11 protein-coding genes are annotated in these 12,526 nt (G+C 61.7%); 7 read left to right on the top strand and 4 right to left on the bottom strand.

Annotation, left to right across the window (positions count from 1 at the left end):
• Positions 1-58: 58 nt before the first annotated feature.
• Both M2A_RS05620 and bcp read right to left on the bottom strand, forming a co-directional pair.
• Complete coding sequence (locus M2A_RS05620) at positions 59-868, bottom strand: ferritin-like domain-containing protein (protein WP_156101679.1); 810 nt, start codon at positions 866-868, stop codon at positions 59-61.
• Between the two features lie 20 nt (positions 869-888).
• Complete coding sequence (bcp, locus tag M2A_RS05615; RefSeq protein WP_045444185.1) at positions 889-1,374, bottom strand: thioredoxin-dependent thiol peroxidase; 486 nt, start codon at positions 1,372-1,374, stop codon at positions 889-891.
• A 235-nt stretch (positions 1,375-1,609) separates the two neighbouring features.
• On the opposite strand from bcp, the gene M2A_RS05610 reads away from it, so the two are divergent.
• Positions 1,610-5,116, top strand: a complete 3,507-nt coding sequence (locus M2A_RS05610; RefSeq protein ID WP_045444178.1) for a YhdP family protein — start codon at positions 1,610-1,612, stop codon at positions 5,114-5,116.
• Positions 5,117-5,220: 104 nt separating this feature from the next.
• The gene (locus tag M2A_RS05605; RefSeq protein WP_045444176.1) at positions 5,221-6,381 is read left to right on the top strand and encodes a ferritin-like domain-containing protein; all 1,161 of its coding nucleotides are present in this window, start codon (positions 5,221-5,223) and stop codon (positions 6,379-6,381) included.
• A 225-nt stretch (positions 6,382-6,606) separates the two neighbouring features.
• On the opposite strand, the gene tyrS is transcribed toward M2A_RS05605, so the two are convergent.
• A complete protein-coding gene (tyrS, locus tag M2A_RS05600) occupies positions 6,607-7,860 on the bottom strand; it encodes a tyrosine--tRNA ligase (RefSeq protein ID WP_045444173.1) in 1,254 nt (417 codons plus the stop codon).
• A 148-nt stretch (positions 7,861-8,008) separates the two neighbouring features.
• On the opposite strand from tyrS, the gene M2A_RS05595 reads away from it, so the two are divergent.
• From M2A_RS05595 to M2A_RS05585, 3 genes are read left to right on the top strand one after another with little or no spacing between them, the layout of a single operon-like run.
• The gene (locus M2A_RS05595) at positions 8,009-9,127 is read left to right on the top strand and encodes an anhydro-N-acetylmuramic acid kinase (RefSeq protein WP_045444170.1); all 1,119 of its coding nucleotides are present in this window, start codon (positions 8,009-8,011) and stop codon (positions 9,125-9,127) included.
• Positions 9,128-9,180: 53 nt separating this feature from the next.
• Positions 9,181-9,450 (top strand): BrnT family toxin, encoded by a 270-nt coding sequence (locus M2A_RS05590; RefSeq protein ID WP_045444167.1) that lies wholly within the window; start codon positions 9,181-9,183, stop codon positions 9,448-9,450.
• Positions 9,447-9,800 carry a helix-turn-helix domain-containing protein gene (locus M2A_RS05585; protein WP_052379234.1) on the top strand — a complete coding sequence of 118 codons (354 nt, stop codon included), beginning with the start codon at positions 9,447-9,449 and terminating at the stop codon, positions 9,798-9,800. Before M2A_RS05590 ends, M2A_RS05585 begins: the two co-directional genes overlap by 4 nt.
• A 6-nt stretch (positions 9,801-9,806) precedes the next feature.
• On the opposite strand, the gene M2A_RS05580 is transcribed toward M2A_RS05585, so the two are convergent.
• Positions 9,807-10,460 (bottom strand): alpha/beta hydrolase, encoded by a 654-nt coding sequence (locus M2A_RS05580; RefSeq protein WP_045444159.1) that lies wholly within the window; start codon positions 10,458-10,460, stop codon positions 9,807-9,809.
• A 317-nt stretch (positions 10,461-10,777) separates the two neighbouring features.
• Between M2A_RS05580 and M2A_RS05575 the strand changes: the two genes are divergently transcribed.
• Positions 10,778-11,284: an Rrf2 family transcriptional regulator gene (locus tag M2A_RS05575; protein ID WP_081875411.1), complete on the top strand. Its 507-nt coding sequence runs from the start codon at positions 10,778-10,780 to the stop codon at positions 11,282-11,284.
• Positions 11,285-11,335: 51 nt separating this feature from the next.
• Entirely contained in the window at positions 11,336-12,520 is a 1,185-nt protein-coding gene (locus M2A_RS05570; protein WP_045444156.1) for a cysteine desulfurase family protein, read from the top strand.
• Positions 12,521-12,526 lie beyond the last annotated feature (6 nt).

Raw genomic sequence — 12,526 nt, 5'->3', positions numbered from 1 at the left:
GCGCGCGGGCCCGGTTTTGCGCCGTTTTAGCCGCCAATTTTTACCGCCTGATGACGGCTCACCCGCCGGCAAGCGGCTCGTAAAACGCTGCATCTAGCCCTGCATAATGTCGCGCATCGGCGTTAAAGGGCGGTTTAAGCGCTCCTTTAAAATAGGTGCGCACCATATCGTGAAAAAGCGCCGCCGGCTCCGCGCCTTTTGTCGCTGCCAGCCGGGTGAACCAGACGGTGCCCGCCCGCACATGGCCTTTTTCTTCCTCATAGATCATTTCAAGGACCTGGGCGCTTTCGGTGTCGCCCGCCCCCCGCAGCCGCTCCACGGTTTTCGGCGTCACATCGAGGCCGCGCGCTTCCAGAACCATGGGCACGACGGCGAGGCGGGCGGTGAGGTCATGGGCGGTCTTTTCCGCCGCCTCCCAAAGCCCGTCATGGGCGGGCAGGTCGCCGTAAGCGCCGCCCATCGCCGCCAGCCGCCCCTGCAAGGCAAGGAAATGCTTGGCTTCCTCGCCGCCGACCTTCAGCCAGTCATCGGTAAAGGCGCGGGGCATGTCATGGCCGAAGCGGCCAACAAGATCGAAAGCAAGGTCGATGGCGTTGAGCTCGATATGGGCAAGGGAATGGAGCAGCGCAAAGCGCCCGCGCTCACCTTTGAAGGTGCGCCGGGGCATGGCGGCGGGGGAAAGCAGTTCCGGGCGCGCCGGACGGGCGGGGCGGGAGGGCATGCTGCCGGGCCGGTATTCAGCCTCAAGGCGGCCCGCCGCCCAAGCCTTGGCGGCGGCAGCGGCGGCGCGCGCCTTCCCATCCGCATCGGCGGTATGCAGCACGCCGAGCACGGCCTCATGGAGGCTTTCAGGCAAAGCCTCTGTCATAGCTCGGGTCATGCCCTCTATCATGCCCCGGCCTTGGCGAGCGCCTTGGCAGCTTCCAGCACTTCCTCGGCGTGGCCTTTCACCTTCACCTTCGGCCAGACGCGGGCGATCTTGCCCTTGGCGTCGATGAGGTAGGTGGCGCGCACAATGCCCATGAACTCACGCCCATAGAGCTTCTTCAGGGCCCAGACGCCGTATTTTTCCAGCATTGTGCCGTCTTCGTCGGAGGCGAGGGTAACTTTCAGATCGTGTTTTTCGCGGAACTTGCCATGCCGCTCGATACTGTCCTTCGATACACCGATGACGGCGGTATTCGCCTTCTGGAATTTCGGCATCAGCGCGGAAAAGTCGATGGCCTCGGTGGTGCAGCCGGGCGTCATGTCTTTCGGATAGAAATAGAGCACGACATTCTGGCCCTTAAGGTCCGAGAGGCGGATCTTGCCTCCCTCGTCCGTCGGCAGGGTGAAAGCCGGGGCCTTGTCGCCTTCGCTCAGCATGTCGCTCATGAAACCTCCTGGGGCGTTTACGGGGCCGGAATGCGCGGTTTGGCTTGCGCGCGGCGGCCTTTTGGAAGATGAAGATATTTCAAAAATATCAACATCTTGACGTCACATTTCCGTTGCCAATGTCTAGTGGGCAAATGTTTAACGGGGGAAGGGGCGTCCGGCAACCGGACAGCAAGCTGCGGTAAATGACCGCCGCCTGCAAGGGCGCAATGAGACAGAAAAGGCCAGCCCAGACGTGATCCGCCGTACCACGAAATATACGCTTGAAGCGCTTGGCGTCGTTCTTGCCGCCGGAATGCTGCTCATCGGGGTGACGGTCTGGCAGCTTTCCACCGGCCCGATTTCCCTGAACTTCCTGACTGAGACGCTGGAGACCCTGGCCAATGAGCGCCTGGAGACGGGCCAGCTCGATATTGGCGAGACCATTTTGGACTGGTCGGACGACCGCACCGAGCTGTTGATCTATCTGCGCAATGTGGTGGTGAAGGACGGCAGCGGCGAGGAGCTTGTATCCGTGCCGCGCGCCTTTGTCGACTTGCGCCTGCGCTCCTTGCTGCTGGGGGAATTCGCGCCGCAAAAGATCGGGCTCTTCGGCGTCTCGGCGAAAGTGGTGCGCCGTCCGGATACGGGCGTCGAGATCGCGCTTGTCTCGCAAGGCGAGGACGGGGATGAGCGCACCGGCCCGGAACTCGGCCCGCTTCTGGCGGGGCTGGCAGACGAAGCGGCGCCCGGTTCTCCCTTCCGCTATCTCCAGCGCATGGTGGTCCGCCGGGCGGAAGTGACCTTCGTCGATCAGGTGAATAACGTAACCTGGCAGGCGCCCTCGGCAACCTTTGCGGCGCTGCGCGATGCGGAAGGGGTGTCGGCTAATTTCGATTCCGACATCGTGATCGGCGATCTGCGCGCGCATATGACGCTGACGGGGTTGGTGGAGCCGAAGGCCGATCATGCCAATCTCGATCTTGCTATTTCCGGTTTCAACCCGGCTGTGCTTGGCCGGTCCTCGCCGATGTTTTCGGACTTTGCGCCCTTCGATCTCGTTTTCGAGGGAACGGGGCTCGTCGATATTTCTCTCAAAGACGGCGCGCTGCTTTCCGCGCGGGTGGAGCTGACCTCCGAGCCCGGCGAAATGAACGTGCCCGAGCTGTCGCCCGAGCCCATCGCCATCGAGCAGGCCCGGCTCGATGTGGCGCTCGATCCCATTGCCGAAACGCTGATCATTTACGAGCTCGATTATAAAGCGGGCGCGAACCGCGCACAGGTTACAGGGCGCGCTGACTTCAAACGCGATGGGCCTTTTTCCGTCACCTCAGCCAAGGTTGACCTGACGGCGCGCAATCTGTCCGCCGCGGTGCCGGAGGTGATCGACGGGGAGCTCAACCTTGCCTCGGTGCATGTGGCGGGCGATCTCTTCTTCACCGAGCGCCGGGCGAAATTCTCCGATCTTACTTTGCGTACCGAAACGGGTTTCGTTTCTTTCGAAGGGGAAGTGGAAGACGCGCCCGAGACGCCGGATTCGCCCGCCGTTCATGCCACGGCGAAGGTCGAGAATATTACCGTTGCGGACCTGCGCCATCTCTGGCCCATCGGGCTTGCGAAAGGCGCGCGCAAATGGTTCTTCGAAAATGTCGAAGGGGGCACGGTAACATCGGGTGATTTCACCGCCGCGCTTGAGCCCGGCATGATCGCCATTGCCGACAATCACGGCGAGCTGCCGCTGGATGCGCTCGATTTCCGCTTCACGCTGGAAGATATTTCTCTGTCCTATCTCGGCCCCATGCCGCGCATGGCGGTGCCTGAGGCGCGGGGGCATTTGACGGGCGACACGTTCGAGGCGCTGGTGCCGCAAGGCGCGATCGAGGTGGCGGGCGAGACGCTGAACGTGACGGAGGGCCGCTTCTTCGCCCCCGCGCTCCACGTCAAAGGCGGGCCGGGGGAGATTTATTTTGCCGTCGATGGCACGCTCAAAGGTCTTTTGAATTATTTCGATCATGAGCCTTTGGGCTTCATTTCCGGCTTCGGTCTCGACCCCGATAGCGCGGGCGGCACGGGCAGCCTTAAGGGCGAAATCAAATTGCCGCTGCGCGACGGCATCATGCTGGAAGAAGTGAACTACAAAGGCACCGCCAAGGCGCAAAACGCGAGCCTGCCGGGGATTATCGAAAATATTTCCATCAGCGAGGGCATGCTCGACATTGCGGTGAACCCGGAAGCGCTCACCATCGAAGGGCCGGTGAAGCTCAACGGCGCGCGGGTACGCGCCGCTTGGCGCGAGCGGATTTCCAAAAGCGCGGCGGGGCCTGCCACGCGCATCCGCCTGCAAGGGGCGCTGGAAGGGGCGGACCGGCGGGCGCTCGGCATTTCGCTCGATGAGTATGTGATCGGACCCACCGGCGTGGACGCGGTCTTTACCGGCGATGGCCAGGACATTCAGGGCGGGCCCGTCAAACTCGACCTGACGGACACGATCATCAAGATCGGCTCCATCGGCTGGTGGAAACCGGCGGGCAGCCCGGCAAACGGCTCCTTCGATCTGGCCTTTAAAAAAGGCGGCGGCTTTGCGCTGAATGACATCGCTCTTGGCGGCGCGGAACTTGAGGCGGCAGGCAAGGTCGATATTACCGCGGACGGCAAAGTTGCGAGCGCGGATATTTCCACCTTCCGCCTGGGCGAGCGCACGCGCGGCACACTCAGCGCCAAGCGCGATGCGCAAAGCGGCAAGACCTCCATGATGATAAGGGGGCCAAGCCTCGATGCGCGCGGCGTTCTGGATGAGCTTTTCGGCGGCGGCGTCAAAGGCATGCCGGAAAGTGACTATGAGCCGGAAGAGGATGAGCCCGCCGAGCCGCTCGAAATCGATGCGGCCTTTCAGAAAGCCCATGCCTATCACGGCGAAGAGGTGGAAAATGTCGTCTTCTTCTTGCGGCAGGAAGAAGAGCGCGTCGAAGAATTGCAGCTCACCGCGACCTGGAAGGACGGTCCGCCCATCCTCGCCATGATCGCGCGCGATGAGGCTGGCGTGCGCCGCCTGACCGCCAGCACGGAGAATGCTGGCCGCGCGTTCAAGGCAATCGACTTTTACGAGTCCATCGAAGGCGGCAAGGTTTCGGTCAATGGGCATTTCGAGAACGAGGAAACAAACCCCGTTCTCAAAGGCACACTGACGGGCGCCGATCTGCGCGTCATCGATGCGCCGCTTCTGGCGAAACTTTTGACGGTGGGGTCTTTCACCGGCATTGCCGACACGATGGGCGGGGAAGGTATCCGCTTTGAGCAGATGAAAGTGCCGTTCCGCTCCACCGAGACGCGGCTTTATATCGACGAGGCGCATATGGTCGGGCCGGCCATCGGGCTTACCTTGCGCGGGGAAATCGATCAGCGCTCGGATGTTATGGAACTTGCGGGCACCATCGTTCCCGCTTACACGATCAATTCCATTCTCGGCAATGTGCCGATCCTCGGCGATCTCTTTGTCGGGCGCGAGGGCGAGGGAATTTTCGCCGCGACCTATGCCATCAAGGGCAAGGCGGAAGACCCGCAAATCATCGTCAACCCGCTGGCCGCGCTCGCGCCGGGCTTCCTGCGCCGGGTCTTTGAATTCGGCTCCACCCTACCCGAGGAGACGGACGCCGAGGCCCCTGAGGCGGCACCGGAAAAAGCCCCTGAAAAGGCGGGCGAACCGGCTGAGGCACCTCTGGAAGAGATGCCCGGTCCCGATGAGGGCAGAGCCCCCGCACCCTAGAACCGGCGCGCCTTCATGCAGCCAAAGCTGGTCAGGGGCGCTAATGGGTGGCATCATCCGTCCATAAATATATGCATTTCGAATGTCTGGAGGAGGAACAGCTCATGTCGAAATCGGTAGGAGCGGAATCGGCCGGGAAAAATCAGATCACGATCGATCCCGCCTATGATGCGGTGGCGCCGGACGATTTCCCGGCGATGATGGAGGTGGACCGGTACGGCAAAAGGTCCACGGCTTTCGACAAGATTATTTCAGCGACCCATGATCATTTCTGGGACCCGCTCGACACGAAATATATCGACTTCTCTCAGCCTTGGGATTTGGAAAAGGAAATGCTCATTCCGGAGGATATGAATCTGGAATTGCGCACCGCCGTTTCCGACAAGCTGGACGAGGGGCAGAAAATCTACCTCGTAAATGAATCCGTGCGCTGGACCATGTCGTCCATCCTGCACGGAGAGCAGGGCGCGCTCAATCTTTCCGCAAGCCTTTGCCACATCATGAAAGACCCGGGCGCGCAGGAATATGCGGCGAACCAGACACGCGAGGAAGCGCGCCATGTGACGGGGTTCTCCCGCTACATTCAGGCCCGCTGGGGCAAGCCCGCGCCCTGCGGCGCGGTGCTCGAGGAACTGCTTGTCGAGCTGGTAGGCACGCCCGTCGTCTGGAAGAAACTCGTCGGCATGCAAATGGTGCTCGAAGGGCTCGCCATGGGTACCTTCGCCGCCTTCTATGCGCGCACCCATGACCCGCTTTTGAAGCGCCTCATGCAGCTTGTGATGACGGATGAAGCCTTCCATCACAAGTTCGGCAAGATCTGGGCGGACCGCACGGTGCCGAACTTGCCGCCGGAAGAGCGCGACATGATCGAAGACTGGGCGCTGGAGGTCTTCCTGCGGCTTCTCAACAATTCTTCCGGCCCCGAGCAGAAGAAGCACCTTTATGAAAAAGTCGGCCTCGACTGGCGCTGGGTGCAGGGCGCTTTGATGGAGGCGATGACGGATACCCGCATGCGCAAGGAAATGCGCAGCGGCACCAGCATTTTCCGTACGCTGATCAAGACGCTGCTGAAAGCCGGCATCATCACCGAGCGCACGGCGCCCAAATATGCCGCCTATGTGGACCTTGAAGAGCTTTATGCCGAAGGCGACCGCATGGTGGGCGATGCCATTGCCGAAGAAGGCATCAAATATCTGAAAGAAATCAACGGCGCGGGCGGAGACGGCAGTCTCTTTGCGTTGGGCGGGACGTCTGCCGCCGAGTGATTTTCTTTTTATGGAATGCGAAAAGCCCGGGATGTTCTCCCGGGCTTTTTGTGTGTGCTGGTGCCCATGGACCCCGGGACAAGCCCGGGGTGACACTTAGTGGATGTGGCGGGGCTGCGCTCTTTACGCAGGCTGTCACCCCGGCCCCCGTGCCGGGGTCCATGCAGCTTATCCGCCGGCCGCAGTCTCAGTGCGAGCACTCGAGGAGACGCGGAAACTAAACCCTCACACCGGCTTCAACAGCACATGCTTCTTCTTGCCGAGCGACAGCTTCACCACGCCGTCGCCGGTCACGTGTTCGCGGGTGAGGGAGAGCTTTTCGTCTTTTACCTGCTCGTCATTGACGCGCAGGCCGCCGCCTTTGATCTGGCGGCGGGCTTCGCCGTTGGAGGCACAAAGCCCGGCGGTGACGAAGGCGGAAAGGACGCCGATCCCGGCATCGAGCTCGGCGGCGGGCACTTCCACCGTCGGCAAGTCGGCGCTGATCGCCCCTTGCTCGAAGGCGACGCGGGCGGTCTCGGCGGCTTTTTCCGCCGCTTCCCGTCCATGCACCATGGCGGTTGCTTCGGTCGCGAGAATCTTCTTTGCATCGTTCAGCTCCGCGCCTTCCAGCGCTTCGAGCCGGGTGACTTCTTCCAAGGGCAGGTCGGTGAAAAGTTTCAGGAAGCGGCCGACATCGGCATCTTCCGTGTTCCGCCAGAACTGCCAGTAGTCATAGACGGAAAGCATATCCTCGTTCAGCCAGACGGCGCCCTGCGCGGTCTTGCCCATCTTCTGGCCCGAAGAGGTGGTGAGGAGGTTCGTCGTCAGGCCCACAAGCTCGGAATCTTGCGTGCGCCGGCCGAGCTCGATGCCGTTGATGATGTTGCCCCACTGGTCCGAGCCGCCCATTTGCAGATCGCAGCCATAGCGCCGGTTCAGCTCCACGAAGTCATAGGCCTGCAGGATCATGTAATTGAATTCGAGGAAGGAAAAGGACTGCTCCCGCTCCAGCCGCAGCTTCACACTGTCGAAGGAGAGCATGCGGTTGACGGAGAAATGGCGGCCGTAATCGCGCAGGAAGTCGATGTAATGGAGCTCATCCAGCCAGTCCCGGTTATTGACCATAATGGCGTCGGTCGGCCCGTCGCCGAAGGTCAGGAATTTTTTGAAGACTTCCTTGATGCCCGCAAGGTTCGCGTCGATTTGCTCGTCGGTCAGGAGCGGGCGGGCGGAATCCTTGAAGGAAGGGTCGCCGACCCGCGTCGTGCCCCCGCCCATCAGCACGATGGGCTTGTGGCCGGTGCGCTGCAGCTGGCGCAGCATCAGGATCTGGATGAGATGGCCGACATGGAGCGAGGCCGCCGTCGCATCGAAGCCGATATAGCCGGTGACGATCCCCTTGCCGGCGCGCTCGTCGAGCAGCGCATAATCCGAGCACTGGTTCAGGAAACCGCGCTCGTCCATGACTTTCAGGAATTCGGATTTAAACTGGCTCATCGGACTTTCTGTATGTTGTTTGCTGGTTAGGTCTGTTGGCTGTACGTAGGCGGCGCGCCCTCGCTATGCGGCGCGGGCGTGGTATATCAGCTTTTTCGGGCCCGTGCAGGGGCTTAAGGGCGAAAACCGGCGGTAAGGGGAGCGGAAAATGGGCTTTGTGCGTGCCTTGGGGCTGATGAGCGGAACCTCGCTCGACGGGATCGATGCCGCGATCCTGGAAACCGACGGCGAGGCCTATCTGAAGCCCGTCAAAACCGCGAGCTTTCCTTACCTGCCCGAGGAGCGGGCTTTTCTGCGCCTTGCCCTCGATGTAGCCGCCGATTGGGGCGGCAAGGGGCTGATGCCGGAGGAAATTGCCGAGGCGGAGCGCGCCGTCACCTATGCCCATGCCATGGCCGTGCGCAAGATGCTGGAGATGGCGGGCATGGAGGCCAAAGAGATCGACATCATTGGCTTTCACGGCCAGACCGTACTGCACCGCCCGGAAGAGGGCATCACGGTGCAGCTTGGTCTGGGCGAGGTGCTGGCGGATCTCGCGGGCATCGATGTGGTCAATGATTTCCGCGCCGCCGATGTGGCGGCGGGCGGGCAGGGTGCGCCCTTCGCCCCGCTTTATCACCGCGCTCTTGCCGCCGGGCTTCATGCGGACGGGCCGATCACGGTGGTGAATATCGGCGGGGTTGGGAACGTCACCTTTATCGGCAGTGACAAGAAGCTGCTGGCCTTCGACACCGGCCCCGGCAACGCGCTGATCGACGATTGGGCCTTTACCCATACCGAAACGCCGATCGACAAGGACGGGGCGCTGGCGCGGGCGGGCCGCGTCGATGAAAAAGTGCTGGAGCGGCTGCTTACCAATCTCTATTTCGCGCGCACGCCGCCCAAATCCCTCGACCGGCTGGATTTTTCCGCCGATTACGCCGAAGGGCTTTCCGTGGAAGACGGCGCGGCGACGCTCACCGCCTTTACCGCCGCCTCCATCGCCAAGGCCATGGAACATATGCCCGAGGAGCCCCGGCTCTGGGTCGTGTGCGGCGGCGGGCGGCACAACCCGGCGCTGATGGATGAATTGAAGGCACGCCTGCCCGGCGCGGTGATCGGCGCGGAAGATGCGGGCTGGCGCGGGGACGATGTGGAGGCCGAAGCCTTCGCCTACCTCGCCGTCCGCTCTCTCCGGGGCCTGCCGCTCAGCGAGCCCGGCACGACGGGCGTACCGGAGCCCCTGACCGGTGGCATATTGCACCGCGCCAAGCGGGCGAGGGGGTAGGTATTTATTGCTTGAGGATATACGGAAATTCCGTACACTCGTGAGGAGTACATATGCCGGAATTGTTCGAATGGGATGAAGCCAAGGCCAAGAGCAATCTAGCCAAACATCGCGTCCCTTTTGAATATGCGATCCGCGTTTTTCTCGATGAAGGGCATGTGCTGCTCGATGCCAGCCGGAAGGCGGATGGTGAACGGCGCCAAAAGATTATTGGAGAGATTGAAGGAAAGATCTTCACGGTCGTATTCACCATGCGTGGTGACATTTGCCGGATCATTTCCGCAAGGCGCGCGAATATGAATGAGACACGGGCTTACAGATGACGAAACGGGTGAAACTGAGTGAGGGAAAGCCGTCTGAACTGACGGACGAGCAACGGCGCCGTCTCGGAGCGATGAGCGATGCCGAAATAAATGCGGGTGCCCTTGCCGATGCGGATAATCCGCCTCTCAGCGAAAACGAGCTGATGTCCGTGAAAGTAAAACGCGTGCGCAAAAAACTGGGGCTTAGTCAGGCAGATTTCGCGGCCCGTTTCCGCATCAATATTGCGCGGCTCAAGGACATAGAACAGGGCCGGACCCGGAAAAGGCCCGACCCTGCTTTAATGGCTTATTTGAGCGTCATCGAGCGCGAGCCTGAAGCGGTGGACCGGGCGCTTGCAAATGACGGGTGAGGCCTGCTACTTCGCCTCGACCTCCGCCAGGCGCTTGTCGAGATAGCTGCCTGCGGCGTCTTTCATGACATCGAGATGATTTTCGAAGAAATGGTTCGCGCCGGGGATCGACTGGTGCTGAATGACGATGCCCTTCTGCGTCTTCAGCCGCTCGACCAGCTTTTGCGTGTCCGCTTCCGGGGCGACCTGGTCCGCGCTGCCGGTCAGAATAAGGCCGGAAGAGGGGCAGGGGGCGAGGAACGTGAAGTCGTAAAGATTGGCGGGCGGGGCGACGGAGATGAAGCCCTCGATTTCCGGGCGGCGCATCAGCACCTGCATGGCGATCCAGGCGCCGAAGGAAAAGCCGGCAATCCAGCAGCGGCCGGATTCGGCGTTCTGGGATTGCAGCCAATCGAGCGCGGTTGCCGCGTCGGAAAGCTCGCCTACGCCGCCGTCGTAAAAGCCCTGGCTGCGGCCCACGCCGCGGAAGTTGAACCGCAGCACCGAAAAGCCGCGCTCCACGAAGATATGATAGAGCTGATACGCCACCGGATTGTTCATCGTGCCGCCGAATTGCGGGTGCGGGTGCAGAACCAGGGCAACTGGGGCGTTTTCGACTTTCGAGTGGTGATACCGGCCTTCAATGCGGCCTGCCGGGCCATTGAAAATCACGTCGGGCATAGGGGACACATCTCTCCAGCGGAACCCGAAACGGGGCATCCGCGCTATTGGGTGGAAAGCCTTACTAAATTAGTTGGTTTTCTGTGCTGGAAATCCGCCTGAAAATAACTAAATAGTTGACTACAGGGCTCGGAATTGGGTAGCGAAAGGGCCACCCGGTACCGGACCTGGGCGCGTTTCTTAGCACACTCTGCGGCTGGATTTGCAAGTTTAACCGCGCGCCGAGGTCAAAAAGTCCTGAATAAGGCAGATTTTTCAGCCCTTTAGCTGATTACCGGCTGGGCACATTGCGCTGGCCGGAATGGGAGATAGAGACCATGAAACTTACGACGAAGGGACGCTATGCGGTGATGGCGATGACCGATCTGGCGCGCCACAGTCAGGGAAGCCCGGTTTCGCTTGCCGATATCGCCTCGCGTCAGGAAATTTCGCTGTCTTATCTCGAGCAGCTCTTTTCCCGCCTGCGCAAGAACGACCTCGTAAAAAGTGTGCGCGGGCCGGGCGGCGGGTATTTATTGGCGCACGACCCGGACGCCACCCGGATTTCGGATATCATTTTGGCGGTGGACGAGCCGCTGAAAGCCACGCGCTGCCATGCCGGCTCCCCGCAGGGCTGCATGTCGGATTCCTCGCGCTGCCTGACCCATGATCTTTGGGACGCACTGAGCGATCAGATCCATCTTTTCCTGGCTTCGGTTTCCCTGGGCGATGTGATTTCGGGCCGGCTGCGCGAAAAGCGCGCGAGCCAGGTGCCGGACTTTATCGGCGATACGCCGGAAGCGGCCGCCGCTACCCAGCAGCCTAAAGTGCATGCGGCCGAGTGAGCCGGGGGCAAAATTGAACGGGAAGACACTGAACGGGAAGACCGGGACCTGATGACGGGCACGCGCATATATCTCGATTATAACGCAACGGCGCCGCTGCGCAGCGAAGCTGGCGAAGCGATGCGCCGTGCTATCGCGGCCGCGGAAAAAGCCTCGGGCACGGGGCTGGGCAATCCCTCGTCCGTGCACGGCGAAGGGCGCAAGGCCCGCGCGCTTGTCGAAGAGGCGCGCCGCGATGTGGCAGCGCTTTTAAGCGCGCCCGCCGAAGGGGTGATCTTTACGGGTTCGGGCACCGAAGCGGTGAACCTTGCCGCCGCGCAGGCCGAAGCGCTGGGCTGCAGCGCCGTTCTTTACGGGGCGAGCGAGCATGCCTGCGGCATCGGCGCGGCGGAGGCGAGCCCGCTTGAAAGCCGGCCCATTCCGCTCCTCGCCAATGGGCTGGTAGATTTGGACGCGCTCGGCGCATTGCTGAAAGAGGCCGGAGAAAAGCCCTTCGTGCTGTTGCAGCACGCCAATAATGAGACGGGTGTCGTTCAGCCGCTTGAAGAGGCAGCACGCCTCGTGCGCGAGGCGGGCGGCATTCTTGCCTCCGATCTGGTGCAGAGCGCGGGCAAGACGGCGATCGACATCAAGGCGCTCGGCATTCATATGGGTGCCATCTCCGCCCATAAGATGGGCGGGCCGCAGGGTGTCGGCGCATTGGTGCTGGCCGAAGATATGCCGCTCACGCCGCTTCTTCATGGCGGCGGGCAGGAGCGGCGGCGGCGCGGGGGTACCGAAAACGTGATCGGTATTGCCGGTTTCGCCGCAGCAGCCAAGGCCGCGCTGAATGATATGGAAAGCCTCGAGGATCAGCGCGCGCTGCGCGATGCCTTCGAGGCGAAGCTGAAAGACTATGCGCCCGGTGTCGTCATCTTCGGCGAAAGCGCGCCGCGGCTTGCCAATACAAGCTGCTTTGCGCTGGCGGATGCGGATGTGAGCGCCGAAATGCTGCTCATGAAGCTCGACTTGGCGGGTTTTGCCGTCTCCTCGGGCGCGGCCTGTTCGTCGGGCAAAGTGGCCGCCTCGCATGTGCTCTCCGCCATGCAGGTGGAGGACAGGCTTTCCCGTTCGGCCATCCGCATGAGCCTTGGGCGGGAGAGCACATTGGAAGAAGTTCTGGCGCTGGCCGATACATGGGCCGGTGCCGCAGTAAAACATGACGCGCCGGCCCCCGGCGCCGTCATGGCAAGCTAAGCGATC

The sequence above is a fragment of the Tepidicaulis marinus genome (assembly GCF_000739695.1).
GTDB lineage: Bacteria > Pseudomonadota > Alphaproteobacteria > Parvibaculales > Parvibaculaceae > Tepidicaulis > Tepidicaulis marinus.
Note: the sequence above shows the minus strand (reverse complement) of the source record. Positions and strands in the feature narration are given on the sequence as shown.

Excerpts from the sequence above, each read along its gene's own strand:
- M2A_RS05620 (WP_156101679.1), bottom strand. The coding sequence starts at position 868 with ATGACAGAGGCTTTGCCTGAAAGCCTCCATGAGGCCGTGCTCGGCGTG.
- bcp (WP_045444185.1), bottom strand. The coding sequence starts at position 1,374 with ATGAGCGACATGCTGAGCGAAGGCGACAAGGCCCCGGCTTTCACCCTG.
- M2A_RS05605 (WP_045444176.1), top strand. The coding sequence starts at position 5,221 with ATGTCGAAATCGGTAGGAGCGGAATCGGCCGGGAAAAATCAGATCACG.
- tyrS (WP_045444173.1), bottom strand. The coding sequence starts at position 7,860 with ATGAGCCAGTTTAAATCCGAATTCCTGAAAGTCATGGACGAGCGCGGT.
- M2A_RS05595 (WP_045444170.1), top strand. The coding sequence starts at position 8,009 with ATGGGCTTTGTGCGTGCCTTGGGGCTGATGAGCGGAACCTCGCTCGAC.
- M2A_RS05590 (WP_045444167.1), top strand. The coding sequence starts at position 9,181 with ATGCCGGAATTGTTCGAATGGGATGAAGCCAAGGCCAAGAGCAATCTA.
- M2A_RS05585 (WP_052379234.1), top strand. The coding sequence starts at position 9,447 with ATGACGAAACGGGTGAAACTGAGTGAGGGAAAGCCGTCTGAACTGACG.
- M2A_RS05580 (WP_045444159.1), bottom strand. The coding sequence starts at position 10,460 with ATGCCCGACGTGATTTTCAATGGCCCGGCAGGCCGCATTGAAGGCCGG.
- M2A_RS05575 (WP_081875411.1), top strand. The coding sequence starts at position 10,778 with ATGAAACTTACGACGAAGGGACGCTATGCGGTGATGGCGATGACCGAT.
- M2A_RS05570 (WP_045444156.1), top strand. The coding sequence starts at position 11,336 with ATGACGGGCACGCGCATATATCTCGATTATAACGCAACGGCGCCGCTG.